The 16174-nt window shown below is 73.5% G+C and carries 14 protein-coding genes; 12 read left to right on the top strand and 2 right to left on the bottom strand.

Annotation, left to right across the window (positions count from 1 at the left end; all coding sequences use genetic code 11):
- The first annotated feature begins 614 nt into the window (after positions 1-614).
- The 3 genes from ABTY61_RS15625 to ABTY61_RS15640 all read left to right on the top strand — a co-directional run bounded on the left by ABTY61_RS15625 (position 615) and on the right by ABTY61_RS15640 (position 2699).
- Positions 615-1181, top strand: a complete 567-nt coding sequence (locus ABTY61_RS15625; RefSeq protein WP_350505514.1) for a dihydrofolate reductase family protein — start codon at positions 615-617, stop codon at positions 1179-1181.
- A 209-nt stretch (positions 1182-1390) separates the two neighbouring features.
- Positions 1391-1771, top strand: coding sequence for a winged helix-turn-helix transcriptional regulator (locus ABTY61_RS15635; RefSeq protein WP_350505515.1), 381 nt, complete (start codon positions 1391-1393; stop codon positions 1769-1771).
- Positions 1772-1943: 172 nt separating this feature from the next.
- Positions 1944-2699 carry a G1 family glutamic endopeptidase gene (locus tag ABTY61_RS15640; protein WP_350505516.1) on the top strand — a complete coding sequence of 252 codons (756 nt, stop codon included), beginning with the start codon at positions 1944-1946 and terminating at the stop codon, positions 2697-2699.
- A gap of 83 nt (positions 2700-2782) precedes the next feature.
- Here the strand turns inward: ABTY61_RS15640 and ABTY61_RS15645 are convergent, their stop codons facing one another.
- Positions 2783-3409, bottom strand: coding sequence for a hypothetical protein (locus tag ABTY61_RS15645; RefSeq protein WP_350505517.1), 627 nt, complete (start codon positions 3407-3409; stop codon positions 2783-2785).
- Positions 3410-3605: 196 nt separating this feature from the next.
- On the opposite strand from ABTY61_RS15645, the gene ABTY61_RS15650 reads away from it, so the two are divergent.
- From ABTY61_RS15650 to ABTY61_RS15665, 4 genes are all read left to right on the top strand, one after another.
- On the top strand, positions 3606-4733 hold the full coding sequence (locus ABTY61_RS15650; protein WP_350505518.1) for an NADH:flavin oxidoreductase: 1128 nt from the start codon (positions 3606-3608) through the stop codon (positions 4731-4733).
- Between the two features lie 89 nt (positions 4734-4822).
- Positions 4823-5767, top strand: coding sequence for a carbohydrate kinase family protein (locus ABTY61_RS15655; protein ID WP_350505519.1), 945 nt, complete (start codon positions 4823-4825; stop codon positions 5765-5767).
- 40 nt (positions 5768-5807) lie between these two features.
- Positions 5808-7925: a trehalose-6-phosphate synthase gene (locus ABTY61_RS15660; protein ID WP_350505520.1), complete on the top strand. Its 2118-nt coding sequence runs from the start codon at positions 5808-5810 to the stop codon at positions 7923-7925.
- Positions 7926-7942: 17 nt separating this feature from the next.
- Complete coding sequence (locus ABTY61_RS15665) at positions 7943-9106, top strand: alpha-hydroxy-acid oxidizing protein (RefSeq protein WP_350505521.1); 1164 nt, start codon at positions 7943-7945, stop codon at positions 9104-9106.
- A gap of 30 nt (positions 9107-9136) precedes the next feature.
- On the opposite strand, the gene ABTY61_RS15670 is transcribed toward ABTY61_RS15665, so the two are convergent.
- On the bottom strand, positions 9137-10123 hold the full coding sequence (locus ABTY61_RS15670) for an ArsR/SmtB family transcription factor (RefSeq protein WP_350505522.1): 987 nt from the start codon (positions 10121-10123) through the stop codon (positions 9137-9139).
- 185 nt (positions 10124-10308) lie between these two features.
- Here ABTY61_RS15670 and ABTY61_RS15675 point away from each other — a divergent pair, with 185 nt between their 5' ends.
- The 5 genes from ABTY61_RS15675 to ABTY61_RS15695 all read left to right on the top strand — a co-directional run bounded on the left by ABTY61_RS15675 (position 10309) and on the right by ABTY61_RS15695 (position 16164).
- On the top strand, positions 10309-10887 hold the full coding sequence (locus ABTY61_RS15675) for a hypothetical protein (RefSeq protein WP_350505523.1): 579 nt from the start codon (positions 10309-10311) through the stop codon (positions 10885-10887).
- A gap of 189 nt (positions 10888-11076) precedes the next feature.
- Entirely contained in the window at positions 11077-11700 is a 624-nt protein-coding gene (locus ABTY61_RS15680; RefSeq protein ID WP_350505524.1) for an LURP-one-related/scramblase family protein, read from the top strand.
- A gap of 707 nt (positions 11701-12407) precedes the next feature.
- Positions 12408-13670 carry a phenylacetate--CoA ligase family protein gene (locus tag ABTY61_RS15685; RefSeq protein WP_350505525.1) on the top strand — a complete coding sequence of 421 codons (1263 nt, stop codon included), beginning with the start codon at positions 12408-12410 and terminating at the stop codon, positions 13668-13670.
- Positions 13667-15022 carry an MFS transporter gene (locus ABTY61_RS15690; protein WP_350505526.1) on the top strand — a complete coding sequence of 452 codons (1356 nt, stop codon included), beginning with the start codon at positions 13667-13669 and terminating at the stop codon, positions 15020-15022. Before ABTY61_RS15685 ends, ABTY61_RS15690 begins: the two co-directional genes overlap by 4 nt.
- Positions 15019-16164, top strand: coding sequence for a GNAT family N-acetyltransferase (locus ABTY61_RS15695; RefSeq protein ID WP_350505527.1), 1146 nt, complete (start codon positions 15019-15021; stop codon positions 16162-16164). The genes ABTY61_RS15690 and ABTY61_RS15695 overlap by 4 nt, the downstream gene beginning before the upstream one ends.
- The last annotated feature ends 10 nt before the right edge of the window (positions 16165-16174 follow it).

Consider the following 16174-nt stretch of genomic DNA (forward strand, 5'->3'; position numbering starts at 1 on the left):
CTGGCGTTGACTTTTGGCACGCTGTTGAGTTCTCAAGGAACGGACGCTTCCTTCGGACCGCCTTCCAGCGGGCCCTCCGGGCGCTTCGTTCTTTCGTGTTTCCAGCTTATCAGATGTTTTCCGCTCCGTTTCCGGGGCTTCGTCATCCAACTCGCTTCTGCCGTCCGGGGTTTGACGCCCTGTCCGACGTTTCAAACTCTAGCCGACCCCCGCTCCGAAAAGCGAATCCAGCCGCAATCCGATAAACGCACACACCGAATCAGCACCGAGCCGAGACGCGAAAAAGCGAAACGACCGGTACGAACCGGAAGTGGTGTTTCAAGGGATTGGCCGCTCCGGGACCGTCCGCGCAGACGCGTGTCCGGTGCTCCCTGCCGAGCGACCAGTGAACACTACCCCTCCCCGAGGCCCGAGGCAAAACCCGGCCCGTCTGCCCCACGGCTCGGCGGCGCGGGGCGAGAACGAGGGCGAGGCAAGGCGGCTTGCCCGGGTCGGCCGGGTACACGACGCTGAGCCCAGAGCACGAGGACTTCGGGCGGGCCCGGATCGCGCGCCGATGGGTTTCCGCGCCGCGCTCGTCGGTACGCCGGCACCCACGGACGGAAGGCTGGGCCATGCGGAAGCTGATCTACGGCATGAACCTGACCCTGGACGGCTACATCGCCGCGCCCGGCGACGACATCGGCTGGAGCGGACCGCCGAGCCCCGAGCTGTTCCGGTGGTGGCTCGGCCACGAGCAGGCGAGCAGCCTGTCGCTGTACGGGCGCAAGCTATGGGAGACGATGAGTTCCTACTGGCCGACCGGCGACCGGCAGCCCGACGCCACCCCGGCGCAGATCGAGTTCGCGCGGAACTGGCGGGACACGCCGAAGGTGGTGTTCTCCTCGACGATCGACGAGGTCGACTGGAACGCCCGCCTGGTCTCCGGCGACGCGATCGCCGAGATCACCCGGCTCAAGGCCGAGGAGGGCGGCCCGATGACCATCGGCGGCGCGACCCTCGCCGGGGCGGCCATGCGCGTCGGGTTGATCGACGAGTACGTGCTCGCCGCCCATCCGGTCCTGGTGGGCGGCGGCACACCGTTCTTCACCGCGCTGGACAGCTGGGTGGACCTGACCCTGGTGGAGACCCGGACGTTCCCCGGCGGCGTGGTCCTGACCAGGTACGAGACGAGGCACTGAGCAGCTCAGCTGCCGGGGTGATCAGACGGTGAGCACGAGCTTGCCCTGGAGGTGACCGCGGTCGAGCACCCGGTGCGCGTCGACGACGCGCTCGACAGGACCGCCGAGCGTCTGCTGGGTGATGACTCGCATGACTCTCCTGTGCTTTGTCGGTGGGGAGCGATTCCAGGCTGGGTTTTCGACAGGAACCGCCAGGTACCTTGGGCGCCATGAGCGGTTTCGGTCCCGGCGACCCCTTTCTCTCCGACTGTCCGGCGCGTCTGGCGGTCGAGCTCATCGCCGACAAGTGGACCGTGGTCGTGCTCTACGGCCTCAGCAAGGGCCCGGTGCGCCATGGCGAGCTCATCAAGCTGATCGGTGGCATCTCCCGCAAGGTGCTCACCCAGACCCTCCGACGGCTCGAGGCGCACGGACTCGTCCGCCGCCACGCCTACGCCGAGGTGCCGCCCCGCGTCGAGTACGAGCTCACCCCGCTCGGGGCGACGCTGATCGATCCGATCCACGTGCTGACCGAGTGGGCGAGGGCGAACGGCGACGCAGTGCTCGATGCGCTGGACGCCGAGCCCGAGCCGCTCGCCGCTGACGGCTGAAGCCCCGCCGGGGCGTCGCGCCGGGCACGGCCACCGGCATCGCGGACGCCGGTACTGGGCCGACCAGGGGATTCCGGGCTCCGCCGGCCCTCGGTGCCCGCTCACCCCGGAGCGCTGCCACTAGCTTTGTCGACGCTTGGTCAACCCCGTCCCCCTTCCCCTGGGATCAGCCATGTCCAAAGCCCGTCGGCGCGCCCTCGTCACCGCCACCGCCTTGCTGGCACTGCTCGGCAGCGGATCGCCAGCCGTCCCGGCCGTCCTCCCGGCCGCCCTCCCCGTCCAGTCCCCGATCGCCGCGCACCACCACGGCGACGCCGTCCTGCACGGCACCAGCAGCAACTGGGCCGGGTACTCCGCCACCGGCGGCCGGTTCACCAGCGTCAGCGCCGACTGGGTCCAGCCGGCCGTCAGCTGCGCCAAGTCCGATGCCTGGTCGGGTTTCTGGATCGGGCTCGACGGCGACGGCAGCAAGACGGTCGAGCAGATCGGCACCGAGGCGGACTGCTCCAGCGGCTCCCCGGTGTACTCCTCCTGGTACGAGATGTACCCGGCCTACCCGTCCACGTTCCAGGACACCGTTCGCCCCGGCGACCACTTCACCGCGAGCGTCACCACCGACGGCAGCGGCGCCTTCACCCTCACTCTGTCCGACACCACGCGGGGCTGGTCCCACGTCATCGACAAGTCGCTGAAGAACGCCGCGCTGGCCTCCGCCGAGGTGATCGCCGAAGCCCCGTCCAGTCTCTTCGGCGTCCTCCCGCTGGCCGACTTCGACGTCGTCCGCTTCACCGACGCCAAGGTCAACGGGCAGAGCCTCGGTGCGGCGAAGCCGTCGCTCATCGACATGGCCAAGAACGGCGTCACCAAGGCCACCACCTCCCCGCTCACCGACGGCACCGACTTCTCGGTGACCTGGCACCACCGCTGACGGCTCCCCGCTGACCATTCCCCGCTGACGACTCCCCGCCGCCGTCGGCCGCCTCCGGTGGTCGGCGGCGGCCGGCGGCTCCGTCAGGCTCCGCCGGCCAGCCGGCGGCCCTGCTCCAGGAAGTCCATGAGGCCGCCCGCCCCGCCGAGTTCACGGACCGTCCGGGCGGCGCCGAACGGCGCGTGCCAGAACTCCCCCTGCCGCGGGGCGTGCGGGCCGACGTACGCGTACGGCTCCCCCTGGAAGGCGTCGCCCGGCGAGAGCCCGTAGTTCACCGCGCCGACGGTCACCGCGATGTCGAAGTGCTCGGGCCAGATGACCGGCTCCGCCTCGGGGAACAGGGCGCGCAGCGCCACCTCGCCGAGGGCGAAGCAGTGCGCGAGCCACCGGGCTGCGGCCGGGTCCACCTCGATCGCGTGGTCGGCTGCGACGCCCGGCCCGTCCTGGTACACCCCGTCGGGGGCACCGACGCCGAGCCCGAGCGCCGCGCCGAGCGAGGCGCAGCTGGTCCGTTCGAGCGACACCGCCCGCCCGCGCCCCACCAGCTCGGCCCCGACCACCCGCAGCCACGGCTCGGCCACCGTCCCGAAGCCTCCGGCGCAGGCCCGCAGGCGGATCGTCCCGCTGTCCCGGTGCTGCGGCCCGGCCAGCACCAGCTCGGCCACCGCGTGCAAGGCGCGACGGGTCCGCACCACCGTCCCACTGTCCATGCCCGTATGGTCCCCCGACTCGGTGCCCCGCGCCCGGCCGTCCGCCGAACCCGGCCGCCCGGGGGCGGAGAGTGGCGTGGATCACAGCAGGTCACCCGCGATCGGCGAAATGCCGAGGCCCTCCGGCCGGTTTGCACTCGCGCACCCGCGACCGTTTCCGTCCCGGCGCACACCACCGCAACCCGCGAGGAACCCCATGACCGTCACCGAGCCCTCCGCCTCCCGCGCGGCCGAGATCCTCTCCCGGCCCGTCACGATCAACGGGCTGACCGTGCCCAACCGCATCGCCATGGCCCCGATGACGCGCCAGTTCTCCCCGGGCGGGGTGCCCGGCGAGGACGTGCGCTCCTACTACGCCCGCCGCGCCGCCGCGGGCGTCGGCCTGATCGTCACCGAGGGCACGTACGTCGGCCACGAGTCCGCCGGCCAGAGCGACCGCATCCCGCGCTTCCACGGCGAGGAGCAGCTCGCCGGTTGGGCCGAGGTCGCCGAGTCCGTCCACGCCGCGGGCGGCACCATCGTGCCGCAGCTGTGGCACATCGGCATGGTGCGCAAGCAGGGCGACCCGCCGTTCGCCGACGCCCCCGCCGTCGGCCCGTCCGGCATCCGGCTGGACGGCACCGAGGGAACCGGCCGGGCGATGACCCGGGCCGACCTGGACGCCGTGATCGGCGCCTTCGCGGAGGCCGCCGCGGCCGCCGAGCGGATCGGCTTCGACGGCGTCGAGCTGCACGGCGCCCACGGCTACCTGCTCGACCAGTTCCTGTGGGCCGGCACCAACCGCCGCACCGACGCCTACGGCGGCGACCCGGTCGCCCGGACGAAGTTCACCGCCGAGCTGGTCGCCGCCGTCCGCGCCGCCGTCTCCCCCGAGTTCCCGGTGATCTTCCGCTACTCGCAGTGGAAGTCGGAGAACTACGACGCCCGCCTCGCCGAGACGCCCGAGGAGCTGGAGGCGATCCTCACGCCGCTCGCCGAGGCCGGCGTCGACGCCTTCCACGCCTCGACCCGCCGCTACTGGGTCCCCGAGTTCGACGGCTCCGACCTCAACCTGGCCGGCTGGACCAAGAAGCTCACCGGCCGCCCCACCATCACCGTCGGCTCCGTCGGCCTGGCCGGCGACTTCATCGGCGCCTTCGCCGGCGAGGGCTCCTCCGTCCAGGGCATCGACAACCTCCTCGACCGCCTGGAGCGCGACGAGTTCGACCTCGTCGCCGTCGGCCGCGCCCTGCTCCAGGACCCCGAGTGGGCCGCCAAGGTCCTCGGCGACCGCTTCGCCGAGCTCCGCCCGTACGACGCCGCCGCCGTCCGCACCCTGAGCTGACCGGCACCCGTCCGCACCGGCGCCGGCATCGGGCCGATGCCGGTGCCGGTGCCGATCCCAGTGCCGGTCCGGCGCCGTATGCTCGCCGGATGGAGACGAACGGATCCTTACCGCCGTACGAAGTCCTGGTTGCGGGGCCGTACTTCACCGATCTGGTGTTCCACGGCCTGGACCGGCCGGTGCGGCCGGGCACGGAGGTGTTCGCGGACGGCTTCGGCCTGGTGCCGGGCGGTGCGTACACACCGGCGATGGCGCTGCACCGGCTCGGCCGGCGGGTGGTCTGGAGCGCGGACTTCGGCACCGACCCGTTCAGCGCCCAGGTGCTGTCCTGCGCCCGACAGGAGGGCCTGGACGAGGCCGCGTTCCGCCGACACCCGTTCCCCGTACGGAGCCTGACCGTCGCCCTGGCGTCCGACGGCGACCGGGCGATGGTCAGCTTCCAGGACCCGGTCGAGCCCGAGCCGCTCGTCCCGCTGCTGCGACGCTTCCGCCCGCGCGTCCTGCTGCTGCCCCAACTGCGGTGGGACGAGGGGACGGCAGCGGCGTGCCGGGCCGCGCGGCGGCTGGGCACGCTGGTGGTGATGGACTGCCACGACGCGCCCGCGAGCCTCGCCGACCCGGCCGTCCGCGAAGTCCTCGCGCTGGTCGACGTCTTCACGCCGAACGACGGCGAAGCCCTGCGGCTCACCGGCGCCGACGGCCTGGACGAGGCGGTCGGCCTCCTCTCCCGGCTGGTGCCGACCCTGGTGGTCACCCGCGGCGCGCGGGGCGCCACGGCCGTCCGGGACGGCGAGCGCCACGACGTCCCGGCCGCCCGGACCGCGGCCGGGGCCGCCGTCGTCGACGCGACCGCGGCGGGCGACTGCTTCAACGCCGGTCTGGTGCACGGGCTCCTCGGCGGCTGGAGCCTGCCGGACTGCCTCGCCGCGGCGTCCGTCTGCGGGGCGGCGGCGACCACCGGCCCCGGCTCCAGCGCGGCCCTGCGCGCGCCGGAGCTCGACCGCCTCCTCGGCGCCGCCACCAACATGACGTGAACGCTTCACCACCGGGCGTGACCGTGTTAGCGTCCGTCGGATGTCGAAGATTCTGGTCACCGATCTGGACGGCACCCTGCTCGGCGGCACCCGGGACGACCGACGGCGATTACGGGACGACCTGGCCCGCCACCCCGAGGTGACCACGGTCTTCGCCACCGGACGCGGACCGGCCTCGATCCGCGAACTCCTCCGGGATCCGCTCGTCCCCCGCCCCCGGTGGATCATCGCCGACGTCGGCGCCACCGTCATCGACGGCACCGACCTCACGCCCGTCGACACCGTCCAGGACCAGCTGCGCACCGGCTGGCCCGGACCGGAGCGGATCCGCGGCGCGCTGCGCCGCTTCCCCCGACTCGCCTACCAGCACGGCGTCTCCCAGCACGGCCGGTGCTCCTACCACCTCCCCCCGGACGGGCTCACGCCCGAACTCACCGCGGCCGTCGAAGCCCTCGGCTGCGCCTGGGAGTACTCGGCGGACCGCTACTTCGACGTCCTGCCGCCGGGAGCCTCCAAGGGCAACGCCCTCCGGGCCCTGGCCGGAAAGCTCGGCTGGCAGCCCGACGGGATCCTGGTCGCCGGCGACTCCCTCAACGACCTCTCCCTGTTCCGCGCCGGCACCCACGCGGTGGTCGTCGCCGGAGCCGAACCCGCGCTGCTCAGCGCCCTCGCCGACGACCCCCGGGTGCAGCACCCCGGCCGGCCCGGTGCGGCCGGCATCCACGCGGCGCTCCGCACGCTCGGCTGGCTCCCCCCGGCACCGGAACCCCCGCCCGCCGGCCGGCACTCCCTCGTGGTCGCCTACCACCGCCCGCCCCTGCACTGGAACGGCGAGAGCTGGCAGCCGCCCAGCAGTCCCAACGGCATCCTCCCCACCCTGACCAGCGCCTTCGCCGACCAGCTGCCCGGCGTCTGGGTCACCGCCCGCACCGGCCGGGACCGTCAGGCCCCGCTCCCGCCCCCCGCCTCCGCCCCACCGCTGGCCGCCGTCCCCGTGGAGCCGGGCACCTGGAGCGGCTACTTCCACCGCGCCTGCAAGGAGACGCTCTGGCCGGTCCTGATGTCCGAACCGGACCGGGCCGTCTTCGACGAGCGCTCCTGGGCCGACTACCGCACCGTCAACGCCCGCTTCGCCCGCCACATCAGCGCCCAGGCCGCCCCCGGCGCCACCGTCTGGATCCACGACTACAACCTGTGGCTCGTCCCCGGCCTGCTCCGCCGGGCCAGACCCGACCTCGGCACCGGGCTCTTCCACCACACCCCGTTCCCCGCCCCGGAAACCTTCGCCACCCTCCCCGTCGCCGCCGAACTGCGCGCCTCGCTCGCCTGCCTCGACTGGGCCGGCTTCCACACCGAGGCCTTCGCCGAGCACTTCCGCCGGACCCTCACCGGCCTCCCCCGGCCGCCGCGCACCACCGTCCACCCGCTCGGCGTCGACCGGCCCGCCGTCGAGCGGCTCGTCCGCCTGCGCGCGCCGCACCGGCTCCGCGCACCGCGCCACCGCCCGGCCGACCAGCGCGTCGTGCTCTCCGTCGAACGCCTCGACTACGCCAAGGCCCCGGTCCAGAAGGTCGACGCCGTCGACCGCCTGCTCACCCGCCGCCCCGACCTGCGCGGCCGGCTCACCTTCCGCCTCGTCTGCCCGCCGCCCGAACCCGGCATCACCGCCTACGACACCACCCGCAACCGGCTCGAACAGCGCATCGCCGAGGCCAACACCCGCTGGCAGCAAGGGGATTGGCAACCCGTCGACTACCTTCCCCGTCGTCTCTCCACCGCCGAGGTCATCGACCAGTACCTCACCGCCGACGTCCTCTGGATCACCTCCCTCCAGGACGGCATGAACCTCACCGCCAAGGAGTTCGTCGCCGCCCGAGCCGCCCTGCTCCCCCACCCCCGCGCCGACCCGGGCGTCCTCGTGCTCTCCCGCCACACCGGCGCCGCCGCCGAACTCGGCGAGGCCGCCCTGCTCACCGACCCGCGCTCCCCCGAGGACCTCACCGCCGTCCTCGCCCGCGCGCTCGACCTCCCCCCGGCCGAACGCCACCGCCGCATGACCCGCCTCTCCACCCTCCTCGGCCACACCCGCCCGGCCGACTGGGCCCACCACATCCTCCGCACCATCCGGAGCAGCACCCACCGGGAACCCCACCCCTGAAAGAGAGGTCGAGCAGGATGACCCCGCAATTCGGCGACTACCAGAACGAGATCCACCTCAACGGGCTCGGCGGCGTGCTGCCGACGATGCCCATGACGTTCGCCGACCTGGAGGCCCGGGCCCGGTCGGCGCTGACGCCGTCGGTGCTCTCCTACGTGGCGGGCGGGGCCGGGGACGAGTCCACCCAGCGGGCCAATGTCACCGCTTTCGACCGCTGGGGCCTCTACCCGCGGATGATGGTCGGCGCGGCCCGGCGGGACCTGTCCGTGGACCTGTTCGGCCACACCCTGCCCTCGCCGCTGTTCCTGGCCCCGATCGGGGTGATCGGCCTGTGCGCCCAGGACGGCCACGGCGACCTCGCCACCGCCCGCGCGGCCGCCCGCACCGGCGTGCCGATGATCGCCTCCACCCTGACGGTCGATCCGCTGGAGCAGGTGGCCGCCGAGTTCGGCGACACCCCGGGCTTCTTCCAGCTCTACACCCCCACCGACCGCGCCCTGGCCGAGAGCCTCGTGCACCGCGCCGAGGCCGCCGGCTACCGGGGCATCGTCGTCACCCTGGACACCTGGGTCACCGGCTGGCGCCCGCGCGACCTCGCCGGGGCCAACTTCCCCCAGCTGCGCGGCCGGTGCCTGGCCAACTACACCTCGGACCCGGTCTTCCGCGCCCGCCTCGCCAAGGCCCCGGAGGAGGACCCGGGCGCGGCCGTCCTGGAGTGGGTGCGCGTCTTCGGCAACCCGCTCACCTGGAACGACCTGCCCTGGCTGCGCTCGCTCACCGACCTGCCGATCCTCCTCAAGGGCATCTGCCACCCGGAGGACGTCCGGCGCGCCAAGGACGGCGGCGTCGACGGCGTCTACTGCTCCAACCACGGCGGCCGCCAGGCCAACGGCGGCCTGCCCGCCCTCGACGCCCTGCCCGGCGTGGTCGAGGCCGCGGACGGCCTGCCCGTCCTCTTCGACTCCGGAGTCCGCTCGGGCGCCGACGTCGTCAAGGCCCTCGCCCTCGGCGCCACCGCCGTCGGCGTCGGCCGCCCCTACGCCTACGGTCTCGCCCTGGAGGGCACCGCCGGCGTCGTCCACGTCCTGCGCAGCCTGCTCGCCGAAGCCGACCTCCTGATGGCCGTCGACGGCTACCCCACCCTCGCCGACCTCACCCCTGCGGCCCTCGTCCGGCTCTGACCCCGGCTCCCGGGCAGGTGCTCCGCCGCGTCAGCGGTCCCGCGTCGCCCCGGCGGTGAGCAGGTGGTGGCCCAGGGGCGTGCAGGTGTGGCGGACGGCGCGGCCGGCGCGGGCGGTGGTGATCAGGCCGGCGTTGCGGAGGGCTCGGGTGTGTTCGGAGGCGGTGGGCAGGCTGATCCTGAGCTCGGCGGCGAGCCGGCTGGTGGTCGGCTCGCCGACGGTGAGGCGCAGGACGGCGGCGCGGGTGCGGCCCAGGAGGGTGGCGATCGGGTCGTCGGCCGTCCCGGAGGCGGGCTCGGGGAGGTGGAGGTACGGCAGCGGGGTGAGCGCCGGGTACACCAGGAGGGTGCCGCCGGAGTACCGGCCGGCCAGCGGGCCGCCGGTCCACTGGGCGGAGGGCATGAGCAGCAGGCCGGCTCCGTCGAGTCGGACGTCGAGCTCGCGGCGGGCCGGGAGCTCCAGCACGACGCCCCGCCAGCGGCTGCCCGGGTACAGGCCGGCGAGCATCCCGCGCAGGCCCTGTTCGCGCTGGACCCGACCGCGCCAGGCGAGGTCGGTGTCGAAACCGGCCCGCAGCTGCGGCCAGGCGGCGCCGACCAGCTCCGGGTAGGCGGCGCGCATCGCCCGTTCCAGGTACCGCCAGGCGTCCTGGTCCTGGTCGCCGAGGCGGCGCAGCAGGGCGGTGACGGGCAGTCCGGCCGCGGTGATCCGGGTCAGGTCCGCCCGCACCTGGGTGGCGGTGGCACGGCGGACCAGGTCCAGGCCCTGGTCGAGGTCCGGGCTGGGCGGGTCGAGGAAGAGCGGGCCCGCGCCGCTGGGCGGGACGAGTTGCCGCAGCGGCGCCATGGCGGCCCTGACCCGGGCGGTACCGAGGGCGCGGCGTCGGCGGGCGAAACCCGGGCCGCCGTCGGGGCGTTGCAGCATCGCCACGGCGAGACCGAGTTCCAGCAGCGGCACGGGGCCGTCGGCGAAGCGGACGCCGAGCAGGTCCTCGGCGGTGAAGTGGATGCGCAGCACTGGCCTCCTCCGCTCCCCCGACACCTCGGCGTGTCCGGTGGGCGCCGACGGTGGGCGCTACCGGTGGGTTTCGGCCGGGGCCGAAAGCATCGCGGGCGCCGTCCCGGCGTCCGAGGATAGCCACTGCGCGCCGTGCCCGGCAGGGGGTGCGCGTCCGTCGCCGTCGTCCGTCCGGAGGGGCCGCCATGTCCGCACGCCCGAGCACGTCCGCACGCCCGAACCGTCTGCGCCGTCTGCGCCGTCCGTCCGCCGTGCTCGCCGCACTGGCCTCGGTGGCCGCCCTGCTGCTGGCCGGGGCCCCGGCCGCCGGGGCCGCGGGGAGTGACGACGACGGCTGGCAGCCGTACCGGAGCCAGCCCCGGGACTACCCGGCGGGCACGCTCTGTGACTTCCACCTGCACGTCGGGATCGTGACGGACGGTGAGGAGATCCGGACCGCCGCCCGCTACCCGGACGGCTCACCGGCGAGGGTGCAGTTCAGGGGCCCGCTGGTGCTGCGCTACACCGACCTGGACAGCGGGCGCAGCGTCGAGCGCGACCAGAGCGGCCGGGGCACGCTCGACTACCTGCCGGACGGCAGCCGGCTGTGGCGGATCCCGGCCTCCTCGCACATCGGCGCCGCGATCCACCCCGGGAACCCGTACCACGCCCCCGGCGACTTCCTGTTCAGCGGTGGTGTGACGCTGCTGATCCACCCGGACGGCCAGCCGCAGGTGCTCCGGCAGCGCCGGGTGGAGAACCTCTGCGAGACCCTGGCGGCCTGACGCCGCCCCCTGCCGGGCCGTTCGTGTGCCTCCCCGGCACCCCTGCTGACCTGCGTGGATTCCTCCTGCAACGACCTTGCCCGCGCCCTGTGCAGATTGTGCAACAGACCCCGGTCAGGTCTGTCGGCAAGCCTGATCCGGTTCCTAGGATCAGCCCCGCAAACGCACCTCATAGGGGATGAAGAGAACATGAGCAACGAGTTCGGCGGCCTGCTCGGCATCGCGCAGGAACTGTTCAGCGACACGCCGCAGCAGGGCCGCGGCGAGCACCACGACAACTTCCTGATGGACCTGGGCCAGAAGCTGGTGAACGGCCACCAGCCGGTGCCGGAGGGCGTCGTCTACGACATCGACGAGAAGTTCTTCTCCCCCACCCACGACTTCTGGATCAAGCGCAACGGCGAGCGCGCGTTCCAGGTCGACGAGAAGATGTTCAGCTTCAGCGGTGCGATCGCCTTCCAGGACGTCGAGGGCAACGAGCTGTACCGGATCTCCGAGAAGATCATGACGCTCCGTGACATCCGCTACATCAAGCGCGGCGAGCAGACCATCGCCACCGTGAAGAAGGCGCTCTTCTCCCCGCTGGTCTACAAGTTCACCGTGACCTTCGAGAACGGCGCGGAGATCCACGTCACCGGCAACATCACCGACCACCAGTACGCCATCACCTACGGCGAGCAGGAGATCGCGCACGTCTCCCGCGAGTGGTCGCTGCTGAGCGAGCACTACTCGGTCAAGATCGTCCCCGGCCAGGACGACGCGCTGCTGCTGACCATCGCCGCGTGCGCCGAGGCCATGGTCCTGGACGACTGAGCCACCGGTCCGCCGGTGGACCGGCGGGCGGCAGGACTTCACCCGGCCCTCCTTGCACCTCCTCCCCGGAGGCGCAAGGAGGGCCGACTGCTGCCGTCGGGACGCCGATCGCCCGGCGGGCTCGTCAAGGCCGGTCGGACCTGTCGGGCCTGTCGTGCCCGTCGGACCGTGAAGGAGCCGGGGAGCCCCGCCGAAAGGCGGAGGCCGAACCCGCCGAACGGTGGGTGTCATTTCCGACATCCGAGCCGCAATCAGGCAGCCCCCACATGAAATGTCGTCAATTCAACTAATGAAATGGCGGAAAACGATCGATCGGACCGCGGAACGCCTTCGATCCCTCAATCGCGAGATCCATCTCACTCCCCGCCCGACTTTCACCGGGGCCGCACCGACGGCAAGGACTCGGGTCGTATCCGCACCATTCTGACGGTGGGTCAGCTTGGAATCCAAAGGCATATGCGGGTGATAGCCTTGGTTTCTGCGAGCGGGTGACCCCACAAACCCCGATGTCGCATCAACTGGCGAACCGTCCGCGCGCCACTGAGCCGGTGCGCGGGCGCGGTCCTTTCTCCATCCCGTGACCGGATGAGTCGCAGCGGAATCGATTTCCGCCGACCACCGGCCCCATGAATCGCCCCCGACCCGTCGGGCGAAGTCGCGTCCCGCGCGACCTCGCTCCGCCCTCGCACGCCCAAAAGCAGGAACTGATGCCCGTCCAACCCATAGCGGAACTCATACGCTTCGCCCGCCACAACTCGCCCTTCTACGCCGACCTGTACGCCGGCCTACCCGCCTCGGCCGCGCGGTTGACCGATCTCCCGGTCGTCCCGCAGACCGAGTTCTGGCAGGCCAACACGCCTCGCGGCAACCGGCTGCTGACCGGGCCGCTGGACGAGGCGGTCGTCTTCAAGAGCGGTGGCACCACCGGCTCGCCGAAGTTCTCGTTCTACAGCCGGGAGGAGTGGCGGGAGTTCACCACCTCCTTCGGCGCCGGACTGGTCGATGCCGGGCTGCGCCCCGGGCACCGGGTCGCCGACCTCTTCTACGCGGGCGACCTGTACGCCAGTTACACCTTCATCCTCGACTCGCTCCACCGCTCCCCCGTCTCCAACGTCCGACTGCCGATCGGCGGGGCCGCGCCCCTGGAGTCGACCGCGCACACCCTGGAACAGTTCGAGGTCGAGGTGGTGGCCGGCACCCCGACGACGCTGTGCGCACTGGCCGACCACCTGCTGGCCTCCGGCCGCGAACTCCCCTCGGTCGAGCTGCTGTTGTTCGGCGGCGAGGGCCTCTACCAGGACCAGCAGCCGCTGCTGGGCAAAGTGTTCCCCAACGCCCGTGTCTCCTCGATCGGCTACGCCGCCGTCGACGCCGGGCTGCTCGGCCGGCCGGTACCGGGGCCGGACACCCGGGTGCACCGGGCGTTCACCCCGGAGACGGTGGTGGAGATCCTCGACGACCACACCGGCGAGCCGATCGACACCGAGGGCGTGCCGGGCCGGGTCGTGGTGACCGACCTGCGGCGACGGCTGATGCCCGTACTGCGCTACCCCGTGGGGGACCGCGCGGAATGGACCGATGTCGCCAACGGGCGGTTCCGCATCCTCGGCCGGGCCCAGGAGGGCGTCCGGGTCGGGCCGGTGTCGCTGTACACCCAGGACGTGCTCGACCTCGTCCGGGCCGCCGACCCGACGGGCCGGGTGATCGGCGTGCAGCTGGTGATCCGCCGTTGGGACGGCCGGGACGGGCTGGTCCTGCGGCTGGCCTGCGACCGGAACCCCGCCGGGCTCCCCGAGCTGGCCGCCGCCGTCACGGCCGGTGTCCACACGGCGCGGCCGCTGTACCCGGAGGCGGTCGCCGCCGGCCACGTCCACCCGCTGTCCGTCACCTGGGTGCGTCCGCACGAGCTCGCGGTCAACGCGCGGACCGGCAAGCTGATCCGCGTCCTCGACGAACGGCCGCACTCATGACGGCCGCCGAGGCGACCGGGGCGACCGCCCGCCGCCGCCCGCTCGTCCTGCGCAACCGGAGCTTCGCCGCCGTCTGGGCCGCGCAGGTCCTCACCCAGGCCGCCGGACGGATGTTCCAGGTCGGCGCCGTGTGGTGGCTGGTCGGCTACGCCGCGGGCTCGGACCGCGGCCTCGCCTCGGGCGCCTTCCTCGCCGTCAGCACCCTGCCCGCCGTCGCACTGGCACCGCTGGTGGCCTCGCTCATCGCCCGCCGCCCGCACCGCACGGTGCTGGGCGCCTCGGCGGCCGTCGCCGGGCTGGTCGCGCTCGGCACGGCGGGCTGGACGTACGCCGCGACCCCGCCGATGGCCGTCATGTACGGTGCCGCACTGCTGCTGGCCGGCTGCCAGGCGGTCTTCGACCCGTGCCTGACCACGTCCGTCCCCGAGCTGGTGGAGGATGCCGACATCGAGGCCGCGACCGGCTTCGAACTCGCCACCCAGTCGCTGGCCGGCCTCGCCGGCGGGCTGTTGGGCCCGCTGGTGGTCGACGGCGCGGGCCTGGCCGGCATCGTCGCCGGGTGCGCCGGTGCCTACCTGCTGGCGGCCGCCCTGATCGGGGCGACCCGCTTCCCCACCGCCCCGGGCGCACCGGCCGCACCGGGTGAACCGGGCGGGGACGACGCACCGGACACCGCGGCCGGGGACGGCGCACCGTTCGCCGCCCGGCGGCCGCTGCGCCGGATCCTCGCCGAACTGCCGTTCATCCGCCGGGTGCTGCTCTGCTTCACCGCGGCGAACGTGTTCACCACGGCGGTGTTCGTGGTGATGCCGCTGTACACCCGGACGGTGCTGCACGCAGACGGCTCGACCGTCGCCGCCCTGGAGGCGGCCCTCGGCGCCGGCACGCTGGTGGGCTCCTTCACGGGCGGCCGGCTCCCGGGCACGCCGACCGCGGTCGGCGCCGGCTGCCTGGGCCTGATGGCCGCCGCGCTGGCCCTGCCCGGCCTGGCCGCCGGACAGGCCCCGGCCGTCGGAGCGATGGCGGTCGCCGGCTGGTCCGTGGGGGTGATCGGCGTACGGTTCGTGGCGCTGTTCCAACGGCTGGTCCCGGCCGAGGACCGGCCCGGCTTCTTCGCGGTCATGCAGGCCTTGCTCGGGGCGACCTTCCCGGTGTCCTCGCTGGCCTTCGGCCTGCTCGGCGACCACCTCTCGCCGCGGACGCTGTGCCTGGTGCAGGCGCTCGGCGTGCTGCCGGTCGCCGCCGCGCTGTGGTGGACCGGCCGGCGCGAAGCGGCCGCGCCCGAAGCTGCCGCGCCCGAGGCGTCCGGCCCCGAAGCGGCCGCACCGCAGTCGATCGGGGACGTGCGATGACCGTGACGATCGCCCCGGCGGTGCCGCAGGACGTCGCACAGCTCCGGCAGCTCTACTTCGACGTCTACGGTCACGGCTACCCGGTCGCGCTCGGCAGTGACCCCGAGGAGATGCGCCGACTGATCGACGACCCGCACACCCACTGGCTGACCGCCCGCCCCGAGGACGCCGACCAGCTGGCGGGTTCGGTGGCGGTGCAGACCGACCCCGGCGGCCGGATCGGCAAGCTGGTGGGCCTGGCGGTCCACCCGGAGCAGCGCGGCGGCGGGCTGGCCGGACGGCTGACCGCCTCGGTCTGCGCGGACGCCTTCGCCACCGGCGCGCTGGACTCGGTCTACGCCACCGCCCGGGTGGTCACCCCCGGTCCCCAACAGGTCCTCGCCCGCAACGGCTTCCAGGCCCTGGGCCTGATGCCGAACGCCGTCGAAGTGGCCGGGTGCGAGAGCCTCGCGCTGTTCGCCCGGCACGCCGACGGCGTCCTGGCCCGGCGGCAGGGCGTCGACCCGGTGCCCGGTGCCCTGGTCCCGCTGCTGGAGGCGGCCCGGCGCAGCACCGGCGTCGACTACGGCCGCCCGCGGACCACGGACGGCCCCGCGCGGGCCGCCCACCGGACGGCACCGGTCACCGCGCCGATGGAGCTGATCAGCGCCCCCGGCTTCATCCGCCGCCGGTTCCTGGAGCTCTTCCCCGACCCGGCGGAACGCTTCTTCCCGCTGCACCTCCCGAACACCGTCCTCACCCCGCCCGACGGCGCCTTCGAGGCGTACGCCGACCTGGACCGGGCCGCCGCCAGCTGCTCGCTGATCGCGGTGCACCCGTCCCCGGCGGCCGTCACCGGGGCGCTGGAGCCGCTGATGGCGGCCGTCACCCGCGCCGGCGCCGACTACGTCGAGACGCTGCTGCCGCTGGCCGACACCGCCGGGCTCGACGCCTTCCTGGCCGCCGGGTTCATCCCGAGCGCCGTCTACCCGGCGATGCGCCGGATCGGCGACCGGTTCCACGACTACGTGGTGCTGTCCCGCACCAGCCGTCAGATCGACTTCCGGACCACAGCCGTCAGCGCCCAGCTCCAGCCGTACCTGGCGGCCTACCTGACCGCCTGGACCTCGACCTACCTGCCCCTTCCCGAGGATTCCCCGTGAACACCCCTCC

It is taken from the genome of Kitasatospora sp. NPDC096128, assembly GCF_040303105.1.
Classification (GTDB): Bacteria; Actinomycetota; Actinomycetes; order Streptomycetales; family Streptomycetaceae; genus Kitasatospora.